Origin of the sequence: Trichocoleus sp. DQ-U1, from assembly GCF_039961925.1 — a bacterium.
Taxonomy (GTDB): domain Bacteria; phylum Cyanobacteriota; class Cyanobacteriia; order Cyanobacteriales; family FACHB-T130; genus FACHB-T130.
Genome location: NZ_JAMPKB010000048.1, coordinates 16,325 through 35,368, shown reverse-complemented (window position 1 = coordinate 35,368; position 19,044 = coordinate 16,325). Strand labels below are relative to the sequence as shown.

Here is a 19,044-nt window from a genome sequence, read left to right as displayed (position 1 = left end):
ATCGCATTGGGTTGAATGAACATTCAACACTAATAATTAAACTTCATTATTTAGATGGGATTGGAGCCAAGCGTGAAAACAGAGGTTGAAGAGCGGCGAATCAATGTGAGCGGTTTAAGCATCCGGTACTTTAAAGCAGGCGATGATGGTCTACCGTTAGTGCTGCTACATGGAGATAGTGCCAGCGCTCTCGATTGGTCTTGGGTGCTTCCCAACCTGGGAGCTACCTATCGTGTCTATGCGCCGGACTTTCCCGGTTTCGGTGATAGTGCCAAACCATCCCTTGAGTACACGCCAGAGTTTCTTAAGCAGTTCTTGGTCGATTTTCTTGACGCGCTGGGAATTGAGCGGGCGGTGCTAGTGGGCAACTCCCTAGGCGGTCAAGTTGCGTTACGCTTTGCCCTATCCCGTCCCGAACAAGTCGCAGCTTTGGTGCTGGTAGATAGTTCCGGGCTTGGTTACGCTGTCACCCCGTTGCTGTCTCAGTTAACTTTACCTGGGTATGGGGATGTAGCGATCGTTGGGTGCCAAACGCCTCCTGGCGCTAAAATGCGGTCTTGGTTACGGGCGACACTGTTCTTCGCCCACCCCGCGCAGGCTCCCGCGGTGTGGATAGCAGAGCAAGAGCGAATGTCTCAGATGCCCGGTTTTCTTCAAGCTACTCTGACCTCGCTGCGCGCCCAGCTGAATGTATTTGGACAGCATCAAGTATTTCTCGACTCTCTAGGAGAGTTACCGATGCCGACTCTAGTCGTGTGGGGGACGGAGGATTTGGTTCTTCCAAAAGAGCAAGCTCACGACGCGGTTACCCGCCTAAAGCAAGGACACCTGGCCTTAATCCCCGACTGCGGTCACTTACCCCATGTCGAACGCCCGGAAATTTTCAGTGCCCAGTTGAGCCAGTTTCTCGCTGGAGTTGCTGCTTAGAGAACTGTCAACCCTGCGGCTGATGTAGGCACGCTTGCTCTGGCTTATTTATTGGGTAGAAGTTGAACTCGTAGATTTCAATTAAATCAAGCATTTCTAGATTGACTTCACCTCCAGGGGTGAAGAATTTTTAATGAGAACTTTAAGGAGTAGCATTGATGCAACTGAAGGCAATCAATCAGCAGGTCGTTGCAGTCGTGGGAGCGAGCAGTGGCATTGGGCGGGAGACAGCCCTCCAGTTTGCCAGGAGAGGGGCAAAGGTGGTAGTTTCCGCTCGCAGTGAGTCGAAGCTAGCGTCCTTGGTGGACGAGATTAAAAGCTTCGGCGGTGAGGCAACTGCTATCGTCGCCGATGTGACGGTATTCGAGCAGGTGAAAGCGATCGCAGACCGTACTGTAGAGGTGTACGGGCGACTCGATACCTGGGTGCATTGCCCCGCGATTGCCGTTTATGCCGCTTTCGATAAGACAAAACCAGAAGAGTTCAAGCGGGTTATTGATGTCGGACTGATTGGGCAAGCATACGGTGCAATGGCGGCACTCCCCCATCTCAAGCGTGAGGGGCGAGGGGCGCTGATCCATCTGTCTTCAGTCTTGGGCAGGCGAAGTCTCCCGCTTCAAAGTTCCTACTGCACCGCAAAGCACGGTATGGAGGGATTCATCGAAGCCCTGCGTGTCGAACTGCAACATGAGAAAATCCCCATCAGCGTCACGAGTGTCAAACCCGCCGCCGTCAACACACCTCTGTACAACAATGCGCTCACAAGGTTAGGTGTGAAGCCAGCCAGCCTACCGCCTTTTTACGAACCGAGTTTAGTGGCTGATGCGGTTCTCTACGTTGCCGAACATCCAACTCGTGACTTCCTGGTTGGGGATGCGGCTAGAACGCTAGATTTGCTTCAACGGCTTTCACCTGGACTGGTAGATGCCATATTGCAGCGGGTTGCCTTTAAACTCCAGCGCACCGACGAGCCAAAGTCAGACGATGCGCCAAGCAATCTTTATGAATCTATCCCAGCCAATGACCGGGTTAAGGGAGATTTTAGCAACTTAGCGATACCGAGCGTTACCGACTGGGTGGATAAAAATCCCGTTCTGAAGTGGGGCGCGATCGCAAGTGTTGTTGTACTCGGAGCGATCGCCCTGCGAACCCTGCCAACAGAAGTCACTCTCCCTCACTAGCTGCTGTTGAGCGTTCGGCATCTTTAGTCTCTTCCTGGTAGTCCGTTGCTTCTGCTTCTTCCGACAGTGGCGAAATAATTAGCGGGTTGCTTGCCGAATCGCCTAAATTAACATAGGCATCTGGAGCTGGCATCGATGGTGTATCTGGTGTATCAATGTTTCCAGTGATTTCTAGGTCTATTGGTTTGGTGTCGGGATCTGGGGTTGCCATAAACTGCTCTTAGTTAGGATTAATCTAGATTGATAATTTTTTTCTGGGAGTTCCCTGATTGCAAGGGTTTACTGGAATCTCACTGAAAATGCGATCGCGCTCCACACAATACTCAATGCTCCGGATAATCTTCCGCAGACATGGGGTCTAACTCCCATCGACCAGCGTCGCGTGACTCCAAAATCTCGTTTGTCTGAAGAGATACCCCGTCGTCATAATCAAGCCCAACAGCAACTCCCAGTTCGTCAACAACATTCTGATCCGGAGTAGCAACAGTTCCCCCTACTGCTTCGTCACCAACCGCTTCCGCCTGATCCCAACGAGCATCAATATCACCGCCGGTTAGTTCTGGGCCAGCCGATGTGTACTGCTCCATGCGATCGCGCATGGTTCGCCCACCAATTTCTAGTCCTGGCTCTTGGGCAACACCCGTTCCCAAGGATTCAGTAATTGCCTGGGGTAAATCTGAAATAATTGGTTCGCCAGTATCTTCTACGGGGATATCTGAAACTAGGTCAGTATCTTCAATGGGTATATCTGAAAGATTTCCTTGTTTGCGTGTATTGCCTTCGTTGTCTGCTTTCCTAGTTTTATCAGCCATAATGCTTTATGTGAATCCTGCGAATACCTATAAATGCAACATATCTAAAGATGAGACTAGCAAAATCCACAAATAGGATGAAAATTTATTATTCCTGCAAATAAAAAACTTTATTCATCATGAATTTAAAGCTCTATGTATCTACGGGCACTTCGTAGCTTAATGCTAAACCATGCTTTGGGTAGAAGTTGAGTGAAGGCATAGTAATTATTCTGCTTAGAAGCACATAAATTTGTCTGAATAGTTATCAGTAGATTGAGCAAGCGATCGCGGCTTACAATATGCCCCTTTTAACTGATGAGGAATCAGGCAAGATCCTAATTTTTGATTTTTACAATATCCAGAGCGCTTTTAACTCTGCTTAAATACAATGTTTGTTTCTCTATTGCTTAGTATGATGTAATTATTGAAAAGTTGATTTTGTAGATTCCAATTAGACCAAACGTTCTAGAAAAACTTTACCTTTAAGGTGAATTTTTTGGCATAAAAACTTTAAGGAGTAGCATTAATGCAACTAAAACCAATCAATCAGCAGGTTGTTGCCGTCGTTGGGGCGAGCAGCGGCATCGGGCGCGAGACAGCCCTTCAGTTCGCCAAGAAAGGGGCAAAGTTAGTTGTCTCAGCTCGTAGTGAGTCGAAGCTAGCATCCTTGATGGACGAGATTCGTAGCCTTGGTGGTGAAGCAACGGCTGTGGTAGCTGATGTGTCAGAATTCGAGCAGGTGAAGGCGATCGCAGACCGTACCGTCGAAGTCTACGGGCGGCTCGATACCTGGGTACACCTCCCTGCTGTCGGCATCTTTGCCACCTTCGACAACACCACACCAGAAGAGTTTAAGCGCGTCATTGATGTTAGCTTGATGGGGCAGGTATATGGTGCAATGGCGGCGCTACCCCATCTCAAGCGAGAGAGACAGGGGGCGCTAATCCACATCTCTTCAATGGAGGGCTTGCGAAGTCTCCCTTACCAAAGTGCATACTCCGCAGCAAAGCATGGGATCGAAGGATTCCTCGAAGCGATGCGCGTTGAGCTGCAACATGAGGGTATTCCCATCAGCGTGACGAGTGTGAAACCAGCGGTGATCAATACACCCTTCTGGAACAATGGTCTCACCAAGCTAGGCGTGAAGCCGTCAGGGATACCGCCCTACTATGACCCCAGGCTGGTCGCTGACGCGATCCTCTACGTCGCTGAACATCCAACTCGTGACTTCTTGGTTGGGGATGCTGCTAGAGCGCTAGATGCGCTACAGCGGCTATCGCCGGAACTGGTGGATTCTTTGTTGCTGCTCGTTGGCTTCCAAGCTCAACGCACCAACGAGCCGAAGTCCCCTGATGATCGGAACAACCTTTATGAGCCTGTTCCCGGCGATACTAGAGTTGATGGAGATTTTAGCAATCTGGTGATACCGAGCGTTTCTGACTGGTTGGCTAAAAATCCTGCTCTCCAGTTGGGCGCGATCGCTAGTACCGTTGCCTTAGCTTTGCTCGCGACACAAGTTTTCAAAAACGAAGAGTGAATTGAGTGCTGTGTCGATCGTGTTTTAAATATCTGTAAGGGCATGAAACTACCATGCCCCTACTTCTCAAATCAACATTAACCAGTAATCGACTCTTTAACCATTCACGTCATTTAAGCGCGAGGTGATAAACCGATCCATCCATTTCGCTAAATAAGCTTGATTCGCTGCTTGCTCAGAGGGATCGGTGGTGTCAATGGGGTGGGGTGCCAGTCCCAAAATTGCAGCAGTCGTCACGCAAAACATCGACTTTTGGAAACTGATGCAAATTTGCACCCGCAAATCATCTTCTCCCCGAAGGCTGCGACGGTATAACTCGTATAAATATTCGGGTATAAAATGACGCATATCTTGCATCAGTTGCGTCGGTGGAATTCCAGCACCGCCAACCGGCAGTGGATCGGCATAGAGAGCGCCGTATTCAAATCTACTTTGATCGGGAGAAATTTGCTGAGCCTGGGCATTATAGGAAACCGTTCCTAAGAAAGGCGTCCCTCTAAAGAAAATCGTTTCCACATAGGGCACAGCGACATCAGGTAAAAAGGTTAACCCGGCTGATTTGGGAATGATGTCATAAACCTTGTCTTGAATTTTTACTGAGTAAGTAATTGGCGAAGCCGCCGCTGCGACCAAACCCGCCAGGATATGTTCTACCACATCAGGGATTGATTTGATTTCTCCTCGGTCATAGCGGTCAGATAAGGTGAGAAACATTTCGCTCATCACCTCCCAGAATTGACCGAGAGCGCTGTAATAAACTTGCTGACGGACTTGTTCGAGCAAAAACTCTGGAAACAGTTTGTCCAGACCTCTAATGGGCAAGTTTGCTTTAATTTTGGCTTCGATTGCGGTTCTCGCGTGCTGGTAGAACTCCGGTGAATCTAAGTAAGCATCCATACTACCGCCACCGTGCCATAGCATCACCTTCATCACGTACTCGGCGTACTCATAATTAATCCGGTCGTGCCACCAATGGCGCAGCAATTTCTTAAAAGTAATCTCGCCATTGAAGTATTTAAAGAAGGGAAACAGCACTAAGAATTGATGATCGGCAATGTAGAGGAGATTTTTATAATAAGCATCCAGGACGATTCCATAGCTTTTGAGAATGCCGACAACTTCTAATACATTCTCTGGCGTATCCTCAAGTAAAGCTTTTCCAGATTGCAGCCGGTTAATATACGCGGCTAGAGGGTGATTTGAAAATTTTAAAGCGGTGCTTGGCATGAGACTTATTCGTAACCGTAAAATGTGTATGAAAAAATTAAAAGAGGAAATATTTTCAGAACTGCCTGCTGATTGACTCCCCCGACTCCTTCCCTAAGAGGGGAGAGGAGTCATTTTCCCGCTTCCCTGGTCGGGAAGAAGGTTGGGGTATTGGGTCTATTCGGTTTTGATATCCACCGATTTAGCAATCGGTGAAACTTCCGCGACCATACTCGATCGGTTGAGCATGGCTGTCATCGTGGATTCACTCCAACGCACCATCCAGTTAGGCTGTATTCCCAGGATGACAATCAGAACTGCTAAAAGCATCGCCGGGTAGCGATCGCTCCACTGGACGGGTGGCAAATTCATAGCTTTTTCAGACAGGCGTCCGAAAAAGGCGCGGTTAACCAAAAGCAAAAAGTACACGGCGGTTAAACCTGTTCCCACCAGACACAGGAGGGTTTGAACCGGAAACACGGGGAAACTGCCCCGGAATACCAAAAATTCTGAAATAAAACCTACCATGCCGGGAATCCCGGAACTTGCCATGACCCCGACTATCATCAAGCTACCAATTAGGGGCAAGCCGCGCTCTGGATTGAGCAAACCCTTGAGAGTTTCTATATCGCGGGTGCCTGTCTTGTTGTAAACGACACCTACCACCAGAAACAGGAGCGATGAAATTAAGCCGTGGGCAATCATTTGGAAGACGGCTCCCATCAGGCTTAGGGGGGTGGCGGCGGCGGCGGCTAATAGGATGTAACTCATGTGAGCAATGGAGCTATAAGCCACCATTTTTTTCATATCTTTTTGAGCGATCGCATTGAATGCACCATACAACGCGCTCACGACCGCCCAAGTCGCCAACCAAGGTGCCACAACCGCCCACGCTTCGGGAAACAAACCCAATCCAAACCGCAGTAACCCATAGGTTCCTAACTTCAACAACACACCAGCCAACAGGACGGAAACGGGCGTTGAGGCTTCTACGTGAGCATCCGGCAACCAGGTGTGGAAGGGAACTAAAGGAATTTTGATGCCAAAGCCTACCAAAATTCCTGCCAACAACAGAAATTGTGTCCCCAAGGGTAGGGACAGGGCATACAATTTTTCAAATTCAAACGTCGAGGCACCACTGAGTAGCACTAACCCAAAGAAAGATGCCAAAATTAGAATTCCAGAGACTGCCGTATAAATAAGAAACTTTGTGGCTGCGTAGCCTCGCCGTTGTCCTCCCCAGATAGCAATCAACAGATACAGCGGAATCAGTTCTACCTCATAAAAGAGGAAAAACAACAGCAAATCCTGCGCTAAAAAGGCACCAGAGACAGCCCCATTCAACAATAAAATTAGAGCGTAATAGAACCGAGGTCTCTGAATAGAGTCATTCGTGCTGTAAAGCGCTATTCCTGTTAAAAGACTATTTAAAACGAGCAAAGGCAAAGACAAGCCATCCACACCGAGATGGTAGGTCAATCCTAAGGTGTCAATCCAAGGGATAAACTCAGAAAACTGTAACAGCCCCTCTGTATATTGAAACTGGCTCACTAGGAAAATAGACCAGATAAAGACACCACTAATAACAGCCAGAGCCACTTTCCGGGGGACTTGCGGGTTCATGGTTCCGGGCAGAAACCCGATTATCGCAGCGCCTATTACCGGCAACCAAATCAAAGCACTGAGCATACTAGGGAACGGGTAATTTTTAATGGGTAGTTGGTAGTTGGTCGTAAGGGTAAGAGGTAATGGATTGGGGATTCCATTACCCATTCCCTCTTACCAATTACCTAAGGACAACTCGGAACTCAAAACACTTAAAATGGGCCAGAGTATGAGAATGCTTAAAACGCTTAATCCTACGAGGATGGTGAGTAAATAAAACTGGGACTGACCTGTAGCGTTGTACTTTAAGCTTTGCCCGCTGAAAATTGTGGCAACGCCAACCAAGTTAACGAATCCATCTACTACATAGCGATCGATCCAAGCATTTAACCGCGAAAGTCGGTCAACTGCAAAAACCACACTCACGCGGTAAAGTCGGTCAATATAAAAGTCGTAGGCGAACAAGTCTTGCAGAAATCTGAAGGGAATCCGAACGGATCTAGACCAAGTTCTGGGTAGATAAATCACGCTTCCTAGAACTGTGCCAATTAAGCCGGAAATCACCAGTAGCAGCAACGCTTGTTGGTTGAGATATTCCCAATCAGGCAGCAGTGACAAGCGCTGCATCATCACAGGGACGAGCAGTGTGACTACGATCAAAGACACCATCGGCACAGCCATCGGCCAAGGAACCTCTGGTGCCCTGCGAGTTTTTGCCTGGGGTTCGCCTAAGAAAACCAGACGAAACACGCGAGTTAAATTTACGGCGGTCAGGCAGTTAACTAAGAGCAAGACTGCTACCAGCCAGGGTTGGTTTGTGAAAAAGTCATCAATTCCCAGGCGCAGTGCCCAAAAGCCTCCCAAGGGCAGGAGTCCGACTAATCCAGCGCTGCCGACCAAAAAGGCAGTGGTGGTTGCTGGCATCCGCGACCAGAGACCGCCCATTTCCGTAAGGTTTTGGTTGTTGGTGGTGATGATGATGGAACCGATACTCATGAACAATAACGCTTTGGCGATCGCGTGGGCAAACAGCAACATCAGGGCAAAACCCGTCCATTGCAACCCGACGGCGATAAACACCAAACCCAAGTAAGCGCTGGTGGAATGGGATAAAGCTCGTTTAATATCAATTTGCGCGATCGCCACCAACGAAGCACCAATCGCCGTCATTGTGCCAATCGCCACCAAGGTCGCCGAAGCCACCGGGGAAAGGATTAAGATTGGCTGGAGTTTAATCAGCACATAAGCACCACAAGCCACCACGACCGAGTTTCGCAAGATTGAAGCCGGGTTAGGCCCTTCCATCGCCTCATCTAGCCAAAGATGCAGCGGGAATTGGGCACATTTTCCCACCGGCCCAGCAATCAATGCCAATCCTAATAACGTGGATGTTAATGGCGATAAGGTAGCCGTTTCCGCCCACTCATATAAATCGGGAAAATCCAAGGTTCCTGCTACAGTCGATAGCGCTACCACCCCCATCAATAGCAAGATGTCTCCCACCCGCTTGGTTAGGAAGGCATCTCGCGCGGCTGTCACCACTAGCGGCTGAGCATACCAGAACCCTACCAGTAAATAGGTGGAAAGGGTCAGCACTTCCAACAAGGCATAGGTGAGAAACAAAGAGTCGCTAATGGCTAAGCCACTCATCGCCCCTTCAAAAAATCCCATCAAGGCAAAGAAGCGAGCTAATGCCCAGTCTTTCTCCATATACCCCAAGGCAAACAGTTGCGCCAGGAGGCTTAAGCCCGTCACTAGCTCCATTGCCCCAACACTTACGGCTGAGATATCCAAAGCAACGGTCAGATCTAAATCTGCCACCTGTAGCCAATGGAATACAAGCTTTATCGGCTCTTGGTTCCAGGTACTTCTGAAGACAATCGTGCCGTGTACAAACGCCAAGATAGTCATCAACAGGTTAAAGTAAGCTGCTGGGCGTGGGCCTGTCCGACGAATAAATCCAGTTGACCACGGCAGGGTAAGAACTGCCCCCAGTAATCCATAGAAAGGCACCCACCAACTTGTCTGGGTGAGAAACTCTGTCATATTAGGAAAGCCCTTGCTATTTTCTTCATCAATCGACTTGCTCACCAAGAGGCACTCGGAAGTAGTTCCCAGGCAAACTATGGCGATCTTGTAAACGTCAGATTAATAGGTTTATTTTTTTTTCAGTATGACGTTTTTTTGCTGTAAATTAACACTTGAGAACTCCAAAAATTATTTATACTCATCTTGAACTCTCCTCATAGCTATTAAAAACATCGGTATGTTTACCTACTATACCTATGTTTATAAAGCAAATTTGAAAAATTTATACCTTGAAAAGCTTTAGCTTATTAGTGTCTAATTTTGACACGGACTAAGCCCTAGGAAAGTCTTCATTTTTTTTTGAAAATCCCCCCCAGTGCGGTTTACAGGAGATAATCCTGTAGACTATTCAAAAGTAATAAAGAAATTATAAAACATAAGGAAGCATTCCAGAAACGGATAAGCTTTTATTGAACAGAAACGCCATTTTGACGACCGTTAAGTTTTCTTAAACTCTTTAATATAAAAATATCATAATAGTTTATATTGTCAAGTAAGCCTCGCTTCTCTATGCTTAATGATGCGAGGCTAAGCGATAGTTCTTGAGATGAAAGAATGGGTGTCCTCGTCCAAATTTTACAAGAAGTACAAATTAAGGCGAGTGTAGGTCCCACTAGGTAGGAGATAATAAATGCCAATTGCGGTTGGAATGATTGAGACCAAGGGCTTTCCAGCGATTGTAGAAGCTGCGGATGCGATGGTTAAAGCGGCTCGAGTTACACTGGTAGGCTATGAAAAAATTGGCAGTGCCCGGGTAACGGTAATTGTTCGGGGGGATGTGTCTGAGGTGCAGGCGTCAGTATCCGCCGGAGTGGATGCAGCCAAGCGCGTGAATGGCGGAGAAGTTCTGTCCACTCACATCATTGCGCGTCCTCATGAGAACCTGGAGTATGTGCTACCGATTCGATACACGGAAGTTGTCGAACAGTTCCGGACGTAAGGAGGGTGAAGACGCCAGCAGCGCTCCGGTGGCGGTGTTCCCTTATATATTTTTAGGTCGCGTCTCAACTGGAAACCCCGAAAAGTCCAAATTTTCAAGTCAAAACACTTAAATTAAGCGAAGGAAGAACTGATGGCAATTGCAGTTGGAATGATTGAAACACTAGGCTTTCCTGCCGTTGTGGAAGCTGCGGATGCGATGGTAAAAGCTGCCCGCGTCACGCTAGTGGGTTATGAAAAAATTGGCAGCGGTCGCGTCACCGTGATCGTTCGGGGAGATGTCTCGGAAGTACAGGCTTCTGTATCGGCGGGCGTTGATTCCGTAAAGCGAGTGAATGGCGGTCAAGTACTGTCCACTCACATTATTGCGCGTCCCCACGAGAACCTGGAGTACGTTCTGCCCATTCGTTACACGGAAGCTGTTGAACAATTCCGGGAAAGTGTTAGTGGCATTCGTCCTTTCAATAGGCCGTAAGATTAGGTCATGGGTAAGGGGTAATGGGTCATCGGTAATGGGAAAAGACCTTTTTCCCAATTACCAATTACCTTGTTTCCTTTTTTCCCCAATTACCGATCATGCAAATTGCCAAAGTTCGTGGCACGGTTGTTAGCACCCATAAAGAGCCTGGCCTTCGAGGCGTCAAGCTATTGCTGTTGCAATTCATTGATGAAGAGGGGCAGATCCTACCCCAATACGAGGTAGCTGGCGATCAGGTAGGCGCTGGTATAGATGAGTGGGTTTTGGTCAGCCGTGGGAGTGCTGCCCGGATTGTAGATGGCAGCGAAAAGCGTCCTCTCGATGCGATGGTGGTGGCGATTATTGACACGGTCAGTGTAGACAATCGCCTCCTGTACAGCAAGAAAGAACAATATCGTTAGTTACTTTGTTCAGTTAGTGAGGTTTAGAGATATGGCAGCCCGCAGCTTTGCGGCTCCCCCGACCCCTTGGTCAAAAAGTTTGGCGGAACCGAAGATTGACGCAAGCGCTTACGTGCATTCTTTTTCCAACATTATTGGAGATGTGCGGATTGGCCCTCAGGTGTTAATTGCACCGGGAACTTCGATCCGAGCCGATGAAGGAGCGCCATTCTACATCGGCGAAGGCACGAATATCCAAGATGGTGTCGTGGTTCACGGTTTGGAACAAGGTCGAGTCGTTGGGGATGACAATCAGGAATACTCGGTGTGGGTCGGGAAGAATGCTTCCTTAACCCATATGTCTTTGATTCACGGCCCCGCTTATGTCGGGGATAATTGCTTTATTGGCTTCCGCTCTACGGTATTTAACGCTAGGGTGGGCAAAGGCTGCATTGTGATGATGCACGCCTTGATTCAGGATGTAGAGATTCCTCCAGGAAAGTATGTACCTTCGGGAGCGGTGATTACCAATCAGCAGCAAGCTGACCGCCTATCGGATGTGCAAGCACAAGATACCGACTTTAGCCGTCATGTCGTTGGGATTAATGAGGCACTAAGAGCTGGCTATCTGTGTGCTGGAGATACTGCGTGTATTACACCTATTCGGGATGAGATGAGTCAACCCAACCAAGTTGGGCGCGATCGCCGTGCAGCTACACCAGCTTCGACGAGTGCCTCTTTTAGCGGTGACTTGGCACAACAAGTGCAAAGCCTGCTGAATCAAGGCTACAAGATTAGTACCGAATATGCGAACGAACGCCGCTTCCGTACCAGTTCCTGGACAAGTGGGAAAGCAATCGAAGCTCGGTCGGCATCGGAAGCGATCGCAGCTTTAGAAGCAATCGTAGCCGAACACCCAGGGGAATACGTGCGCTTAATTGGCATTGACTCCAAAGCCAAGCGACGGGTGCTAGAGCAAATTATCCAACGTCCCGACGGCGCACCTACGGCGAAGGGTGCCAAAACTGCCCCAGCCAATAGTTCAACAGCTAAGAGTTCAACAGCCAGCGCTCCGCAGATTGAAAACAGTTCTCTGTTAAATTCAGAAGCGATTGAGCAGGTGCGAAATATATTGGCTCAAGGCTACAAGATTGGCACGGAACACGCCGATGAGCGCCGCTTCCGCACCAGTTCTTGGCACACTTGCTCTCCGATTGAAACAAATCGGGAAGTAGAAGCGATCGCTGCTTTGGAAGCTTGCATGGCTAGCCACGCCGGAGAGTACGTGCGCTTCTTTGGAATTGACCCCAAAGCCAAGCGTCGCGTCAACAAACCGTTGCTGATTCAACAGCCAGCGAAGAGCGGTAGCCGCTAGAACAAGGATGAAGAATGTAAGGATGAAGAATGAAAAATTTCATTCTTCATCCTTTCGCAGGGATGAAGGGTAAAAAAGAAAAATTCAATTCTTGTTCCTTCAGCCAAAAGTTATTTCGCCACTCCTTACTTTCTAGCCCCATGCACTTGCCGCTACTGCCGCCACTTGGCAACTCTCAAGTTTATGTGAAAGGGGATGTAAGCATTGATGACGGTGCTGCGATCGCTCCGGGAGCGATCCTGCAAGCAGCTCCAGACAGTAAAATTATCATTGCTGCGGGTGTCTGCATCGGCATGGGAACTATTCTTCATGCCTACGAAGGCACCATAGAAGTGGAAACAGGGGCAGTATTGGGAGCTGGCGTCCTTGTCGTCGGCAAAAGCAAGATTGGTGCGAATGCCTGTATCGGTTCCACGACGACGGTTTTTAACAGTAACGTGGAGTCTTGGCAAGTCGTGCCACCGGGTTCTCTGTTCGGAGATAACACTCGTCAAATTGCCGATACTCCAACTGCTGACACCCCAACTGCCGACACCCCAACTGCCGCTTCCAGCGAGGCTGTTTTAGATCCGCAAGTCAACCAAGAGGACGTCCCCGCAGCATCCACCGGCGAGGAAACTCAAAATGGGCAAGCGATCGCTTCTACTCTCTCCACATCCAGCAGCGAAGACACCCCGAACGAGCTAACGCCGTCATCTCCAACCGCTGGGACTCCAGTCTATGGACAAGCGAACCTCAATCGGCTGCTGACGACTTTGTTTCCTCACTATAAATCCGCCAACCACCCCCCCAAAGACACTCAAAGTTCATAGTTTTGACTTTTGGCAGTTATCAGCACTAGCAATTATCAACTAATCTGTGACTGTGGGCATACTAAAGTTAGGCGCAAGAATAGTTTCTCTGGGAGGTCATCGGTGGAGGTACAACAGCCAGGACTGGCTCGATTTGAGCGGCAAAGTCAATCCAAAAGCTTTAAAGACACTGCTTTGGGCATGGTTTCGACTCAGAGTTTCCCTGCGATCATCGGCTGTGCCGATATGATGCTGAAGTCCGCTGGGGTAACGCTCATCGGGTTTGAGAAAATTGGTAGTGGTTACTGTACTGCTATTGTCCGAGGTGGCATTGCCGATGTCCGTTTAGCCGTCGAAGCGGGTGCCCAGACTGCCGAACAGTTTGGTCAGTATATTTCCTCTTCGGTGATTCCTCGCCCCCTGCCAAATTTGGAAGTCATTTTTCCGCTTGGGAAACACTTATCCCAACTTACCGATAACAACGGTTACAGCCGTCTCAGCAATCAAGCAGTTGGTTTATTGGAAACACGGGGCTTTCCGGCGATGGTTGGAGCTTGTGACGCCATGCTCAAAGCAGCAGAAGTGTATCTGTCTTCCTACGAAACGATTGGCGGTGGTTTATGTACCGCGATTATTCGGGGTTCTGTGGCAGATGTCGCCGTGGCTGTCGAAGCGGGGATGCAAGAAGCCGAGAGGATTGGGGAATTTAATTCTTTAATGGTGATTCCTCGACCGTTGGACGACCTGGAGCAATGCCTGCCTGCGGCGGCTTGTTGGATAGAGGAGAAACCCCAACCCCTGAAATTGCCAGTCGCTATCAAGGAACAGGAAAAACAGCTGGTGGAATTGCCAGATTTAGCCAAGTTACCGATTCAGGTTCAAGAATAATTTAAATCTTAGATTGTGAATGTAGCACTCAATAGAGAGGCTGAAAATTTCAGCCATAGGGAAAGCGTTGCACATTTATGACTCTGATGTTTGGGGGAAATCAGCCTGCAAAACACAGGATGAAAATGAATGATAACTTCCCAAACCAAGCATCAAGTAAATGTACAACGCCTTTAGGAAGGAAGACTGTTACTTTGTTCAGTGATTCAATCATAACCTTGAATCTTCATGGATAAAAGGTATTATTTGCGATAGGTACAATAGAGTTTTATCTATAACTGGCAGGAGAAGGGCGTTTGAAGCAGGCAACGCTACACCAGTTGAAGGTTTTTGAGGTGGTTGCTCGCCACGGGAGCTTTACCCGTGCGGCAGAAGAACTATTTCTCACCCAGCCTACTGTCTCTATGCAGGTGAAGCAACTCACCAAGGCTGTTGGGACACCGCTGTTTGAGCAGGTGGGCAAGCGCCTTTATCTTACAGACGCCGGACGCGAACTGATGGTAACGTGCCGGGAAGTCTTCGAGCGATTAGCTCAATTTGAGATGACTCTGGCTGAAATGAAAGGGCTGAAACAGGGAAATTTGCGGTTGAGTGTGATTACAACCACGAAGTATTTTATCCCGCGTTTATTAGGGCCATTTTGCCAGCGTTATCCGGGAATTGATATCGCCCTCCAAGTGACGAATCACGAGCGGATTCTGAGCCGTATGAGCGAGAATCTAGACGATTTGTATATTCTGAGCCAAATACCAGATCATCTGGATATCCGCTGCCACCCGTTTCTAGAAAACCCGTTGGTGGTGTTGGCACCCATCAATCATCCACTTGCTCAGCAAAAAAATATCCCTCTCTCTAGTCTGACGGGTGAGCCGTTTATTATGCGCGAGGCGGGATCGGGGACGCGCTCATCAGTGCAAAATTTATTCGAGCGGCATGAGGTTGCGGTGAAAGTCCGGTTGGAGTTGGGGAGTAATGAAGCGATCAAGCAAGCGATCGCAGGTGGCTTAGGGATCTCTGTCTTATCTCGCCACACGCTAGGGCTGGATGGTGTCAGCAGCGAACTCACTATCCTTGATGTGGAGGGTTTTCCCATTAGCCGTCATTGGTATATCGCTTATCCGGCTGGCAAACAACTCTCCGTTGTCGCTCGCACGTTTTTTGATTATCTCTTGGAAGAAGCGAAGCGAATTGCGGGTGAGACACCGGCAAGTAGCAATTAGATTTTTCTAGGAAGCGTTTGCCATAAAGACTTAGCTGGAATTGAGCCGTGGATAGGTGTATAGAAACACGAAATGCTGAAGTATTCGCGCCGCTTCAGTTATAGGCGACCCAATTGAGCCTATCCAACGCCGCTTAGGTAAAGGATGAAATGATGTCGCAGATGGAAGAAGTTCGACAGCTAATTCTAAATTCTTTAGATGAAACAGAACTCTCTCTGGGAGGCAAACAGCTCGCATCTCTACCAGCAGAAATTGGGCAATTGCATTCTTTGACAAAACTCAATCTGAGTGGCAACCAACTGGCATCCTTGCCAGCAGAGATTGGGCAACTACATTCTTTGACATATCTCAATCTGAGCTTAAACCAGCTTGCATCCTTGCCAGCAGAGATTGGGCAACTACATTCTTTGACATATCTCAATCTGAGCTTAAACCAGCTTGCATCCTTGCCAGCAGAAATTGGGCAACTGCATTCTTTGACATATCTCAATCTGAGCTTAAACCAGCTTGCATCCCTACCAGCAAAAATTGGGCAACTGCATTCTTTGACATATCTCGATTTGAAGTACAACCAACTGGCATCCTTGCCAGCAGAAATTGGGCAATTGCATTCCTTGACATATCTCTATCTGGAAGGCAACCAGCTTGCATCCCTACCAGAAAAAATTGGGCAACTGCATTCCTTGAGAGAGCTAGATTTGGGTGACAACCAGTTCGCATCCCTGCCACCAGAGATCGGGCAACTACATTCCTTGACATATCTCAATCTGAGTGACGATTCCATTCAAGATTTATCGCTGTTGGCCAACCATCCCAATCCAGAACTGAGGGTTGATTGTTTTGGTGTTGAGCTTCCTCGCCGCTATTGGACGCACCTGAACCAGTGGCAAGCCGAATGGCTGCTGACAGAACCCAATGCGGAAGTCCGGCGAGTGTTGATTCAGCAGATTGGTTGCGATCGCATTTGTCAGGAGTTGGCAACCCAAACAATCGATACCTGGCGCGAATATACCTTGCTCAAAATTGATGCATACGTTGATGTCGAACCCATCCATCTGCTGAAAATGACCTGTCCCAGCACGAACCACCTTCACGTTCTGCGCGTTCCACCCACCCTCACCTCTGCTAGAGAGGCGATTCGCTGGGTAAATTGGGACGTTGACCCCGAAGCATTTGCCGTCGAAACCTAAATCGACTCCTATATTGGAAATTTGCACTTGAACGTGAAATTAACAGCTATCTCGTCCAAGCCAACCAATTAGAGAATAACTTCTTCACAAACGGCGTTAAACGAGTGCGGTTATAAGCATCTGCTGCTTTGCGAATCGCTTCGGCTTGCGTGGGATAGGGGTGAATAACCGTGGCAAGAGTTTTCAAGCCAACATTTCCTACCATCGCCAAAGTGACTTCGCTAATCATGTCACCTGCGTGTCTCGCCACAATCGTTGCACCTAAAATTTTATCGGTGCCTTTCTTGACGTGAATTTTGGCAAATCCTTCTTCTTCGCCGTCAGCAACTGCTCGATCCACTTCACTCAATGGAATGAAGTAAGTATCCACCTCAATTCCTTTTTGCAACGCCTCTTTCTCGTACATCCCCACATGGGCAATTTCTGGAGCAGTATAGGTACACCAAGGCATTGTCAGCGTACTCAGTTTTTTGCGCCCAAAAAATAAACTATTCTGAATAACAATCCGGGCAGCGGCATCAGCAGCATGGGTGAATCTCCATTCCATACAGATATCACCAGCCGCATAAATGCGAGGGTTTGTTGTCTGAAGCTTGTCATTGACAATTACCCCTTTTTTGGTGTCATATTGTACGCCTACCGTCTCAAGATTTAAGCCTTCAACATTAGGCGCTCTCCCAACTCCGGCTAGGATTTCATCAACTGTTACTGAAGCTTCTTTTCCATTCGCTTCGTAATAAATAACTTTTCCAGCGCTGCTTGTTTCAACTCGCTTAATTTTGGACTGCAATATTAACTTAATCCCCTCCTGAATAAACGCCTGTTGCACAATTTCGGCTGCATCAGTATCCTCTTTGTCAAGAATATGGGCATTTTTATGTAACAGCACCACTTCTGAACCAAGCCGCTGGAACGCCTGAGCCAGTTCGCAGCCGATAGGACCACCGCCAATTACTGCTAGTCGTTTTGGTCGTTCTGTGAGGGAAAATACGGTTTCGTAAGTGAGATAACCTGCCTCTTGTAACCCTTCAATCGGGAGATTAGCTGCACGCGCACCTGTAGCAATAACTGCTTTTTTAAAACGTAATTTCTTTCCCGCCACATCGATAGTGTCAGAACTAGAAAACCGAGCATCTCCCAAAAATACATCGATACCCAACTTTTGAAATCTTTCAGCAGAATCGTGATGACTAATCCCGGCACGAATTCGCCGTAGCCGCTCCATTACGGCAGAAAAATCAACTTCTGTACCTTCAGGAATGCGAACACCAAATCGCTCTGCATCCCGAATATCTGCAACAACACGAGAAGAGCGAATCATGCATTTCGAGGGAACGCAACCCACATTGAGGCAATCTCCACCCATCAAATGCTTTTCAATTAATGCGACTTTAGCTCCTAACCCGGCTGCACCTGCCGCTGTCACCAGTCCCGCAGTACCCGCTCCAATTACAACCAAATTGTAACGAGGTGCAGGTTCGGGATTCACCCAATTGGGCGGATGTACGTGAGCCACCAAAGTTTGGTTATAAACATCCATTGGCGACACAGTCACCCGATCAACTCCTAGCTGTGGCATTATAATTCCTCCTGATTAACGCTTTTTTCTAATGCTTTTCGAGCGATGCGCGTAACATAAATTGTCACAGCAACAGTGGCAATAAATCCAACTATACGAACTACCCATTGGGCTATTTCAGTTTCGGAATTTTTGGGCTGTACTGCTCCAATGGTGGCAATACTACCCGCTAAAGAACCGATGTAAACATACATAATCGTTCCTGGAATCATGCCGATAGAGGCTAAAAAATAATCTTTCAGGGAAACTTGGGTGATTCCAAAAGAGTAGTTTAAAAGGTTGAAGGGAAAGATAGGTGAAAGCCGAGTTAAAAGAACAATTTTGAATCCTTCCTCGGCAACAGCTTGGTCGATGACTTCAAATTTGGGATTGTTTTCTATTTGCTTGGAAACCCACCCACGAGCCAAATAACGCCCCACGAGGAATGCAGCAGCGGCTCCTAAAGTGGCTCCGATGAAGACGTAAGTTGACCCTAAAATCACGCCAAAAACCACACCTGCTCCCAAGGTGAGGATGGAGCCAGGGATGAAGAGTACGGTGGCTAGGATGTAGATTAAAATAAAAGTCACGGGTGCCCAAAATCCCAGACTATCAATCCACGCCAAAGCGCTCTTCAACAGTTCCTGGACATTAAAATATCTAGCGGCAAAGATGAGAGCAGCGATAAGAGCAGCAACTAGAAAAAAAGCAAAAATCCGTTTTATCTTTGAACTGGAGGGGCTTTGTATTGGTTCATTCTCCATAACCTACCTCATTAACACAGATATGGAAGCTAACACTTAAAGATTAAGCTAATTTTTACAATCAAATTTGGCTGACAAATGATTTTTAGCTGAGAATTGATAATGATTTTATTAAAAAAAGTT

17 protein-coding genes and 1 pseudogene are annotated in these 19,044 nt (G+C 48.0%); 11 read left to right on the top strand and 7 right to left on the bottom strand.

What is annotated here, in order from left to right:
- Nucleotides 1-72: 72 nt before the first annotated feature.
- On the top strand, nt 73-927 hold the full coding sequence (locus NDI34_RS18880; RefSeq protein WP_348233476.1) for an alpha/beta fold hydrolase: 855 nt from the start codon (nt 73-75) through the stop codon (nt 925-927).
- 158 nt (nt 928-1,085) lie between these two features.
- Entirely contained in the window at nt 1,086-2,108 is a 1,023-nt protein-coding gene (locus tag NDI34_RS18875) for an SDR family oxidoreductase (RefSeq protein WP_348233475.1), read from the top strand.
- On the opposite strand, the gene NDI34_RS18870 is transcribed toward NDI34_RS18875, so the two are convergent.
- Nucleotides 2,092-2,319: a hypothetical protein gene (locus NDI34_RS18870; RefSeq protein WP_190536491.1), complete on the bottom strand. Its 228-nt coding sequence runs from the start codon at nt 2,317-2,319 to the stop codon at nt 2,092-2,094. The two genes, NDI34_RS18875 and NDI34_RS18870, sit on opposite strands and share 17 nt — an antisense overlap.
- 112 nt (nt 2,320-2,431) lie before the next feature.
- Complete coding sequence (locus tag NDI34_RS18865) at nt 2,432-2,920, bottom strand: DUF6335 family protein (protein WP_190426083.1); 489 nt, start codon at nt 2,918-2,920, stop codon at nt 2,432-2,434.
- A 508-nt stretch (nt 2,921-3,428) separates the two neighbouring features.
- Between NDI34_RS18865 and NDI34_RS18860 the strand changes: the two genes are divergently transcribed.
- Nucleotides 3,429-4,439: an SDR family oxidoreductase gene (locus NDI34_RS18860; protein WP_348233474.1), complete on the top strand. Its 1,011-nt coding sequence runs from the start codon at nt 3,429-3,431 to the stop codon at nt 4,437-4,439.
- A 96-nt stretch (nt 4,440-4,535) separates the two neighbouring features.
- On the opposite strand, the gene NDI34_RS18855 is transcribed toward NDI34_RS18860, so the two are convergent.
- From NDI34_RS18855 to NDI34_RS18845, 3 genes are all read right to left on the bottom strand, one after another.
- Nucleotides 4,536-5,666 (bottom strand): CO2 hydration protein, encoded by a 1,131-nt coding sequence (locus NDI34_RS18855; RefSeq protein WP_348233473.1) that lies wholly within the window; start codon nt 5,664-5,666, stop codon nt 4,536-4,538.
- A gap of 156 nt (nt 5,667-5,822) precedes the next feature.
- Nucleotides 5,823-7,334, bottom strand: coding sequence for an NADH-quinone oxidoreductase subunit M (locus NDI34_RS18850; protein WP_190412282.1), 1,512 nt, complete (start codon nt 7,332-7,334; stop codon nt 5,823-5,825).
- A gap of 90 nt (nt 7,335-7,424) precedes the next feature.
- Nucleotides 7,425-9,296: an NAD(P)H-quinone oxidoreductase subunit F gene (locus NDI34_RS18845; protein WP_190436600.1), complete on the bottom strand. Its 1,872-nt coding sequence runs from the start codon at nt 9,294-9,296 to the stop codon at nt 7,425-7,427.
- Nucleotides 9,297-9,969: 673 nt separating this feature from the next.
- Here NDI34_RS18845 and NDI34_RS18840 point away from each other — a divergent pair.
- The 8 genes and pseudogenes from NDI34_RS18840 (at nt 9,970) to NDI34_RS18805 (ending at nt 16,599) form a co-directional block, all read left to right on the top strand.
- The gene (locus NDI34_RS18840; RefSeq protein WP_190412141.1) at nt 9,970-10,278 is read left to right on the top strand and encodes a carbon dioxide-concentrating mechanism protein CcmK; all 309 of its coding nucleotides are present in this window, start codon (nt 9,970-9,972) and stop codon (nt 10,276-10,278) included.
- Between the two features lie 132 nt (nt 10,279-10,410).
- The gene (locus tag NDI34_RS18835; RefSeq protein ID WP_190412142.1) at nt 10,411-10,752 is read left to right on the top strand and encodes a BMC domain-containing protein; all 342 of its coding nucleotides are present in this window, start codon (nt 10,411-10,413) and stop codon (nt 10,750-10,752) included.
- Nucleotides 10,753-10,853: 101 nt separating this feature from the next.
- Nucleotides 10,854-11,156: a EutN/CcmL family microcompartment protein gene (locus NDI34_RS18830; protein ID WP_190412143.1), complete on the top strand. Its 303-nt coding sequence runs from the start codon at nt 10,854-10,856 to the stop codon at nt 11,154-11,156.
- Nucleotides 11,157-11,187: 31 nt separating this feature from the next.
- A pseudogene (locus NDI34_RS18825) lies at nt 11,188-12,489 on the top strand (ribulose bisphosphate carboxylase small subunit); the annotation flags it as partial.
- 50 nt (nt 12,490-12,539) lie between these two features.
- A complete protein-coding gene (locus tag NDI34_RS18820; protein ID WP_348233472.1) occupies nt 12,540-13,322 on the top strand; it encodes a hypothetical protein in 783 nt (260 codons plus the stop codon).
- Nucleotides 13,323-13,424: 102 nt separating this feature from the next.
- On the top strand, nt 13,425-14,189 hold the full coding sequence (locus NDI34_RS18815) for a BMC domain-containing protein (protein WP_347275941.1): 765 nt from the start codon (nt 13,425-13,427) through the stop codon (nt 14,187-14,189).
- 296 nt (nt 14,190-14,485) lie between these two features.
- The gene (locus NDI34_RS18810) at nt 14,486-15,409 is read left to right on the top strand and encodes a LysR family transcriptional regulator (protein ID WP_190412145.1); all 924 of its coding nucleotides are present in this window, start codon (nt 14,486-14,488) and stop codon (nt 15,407-15,409) included.
- A 149-nt stretch (nt 15,410-15,558) separates the two neighbouring features.
- A complete protein-coding gene (locus NDI34_RS18805; protein ID WP_190412146.1) occupies nt 15,559-16,599 on the top strand; it encodes a leucine-rich repeat domain-containing protein in 1,041 nt (346 codons plus the stop codon).
- Nucleotides 16,600-16,645: 46 nt separating this feature from the next.
- Here NDI34_RS18805 and NDI34_RS18800 read toward each other — a convergent pair whose 3' ends face one another.
- Both NDI34_RS18800 and NDI34_RS18795 read right to left on the bottom strand, forming a co-directional pair.
- Nucleotides 16,646-18,178: a mercuric reductase gene (locus tag NDI34_RS18800; protein ID WP_190412147.1), complete on the bottom strand. Its 1,533-nt coding sequence runs from the start codon at nt 18,176-18,178 to the stop codon at nt 16,646-16,648.
- Nucleotides 18,178-18,921, bottom strand: a complete 744-nt coding sequence (locus NDI34_RS18795; protein ID WP_348233471.1) for a TVP38/TMEM64 family protein — start codon at nt 18,919-18,921, stop codon at nt 18,178-18,180. The genes NDI34_RS18800 and NDI34_RS18795 overlap by 1 nt, the downstream gene beginning before the upstream one ends.
- Between the last annotated feature and the right edge of the window lie 123 nt (nt 18,922-19,044).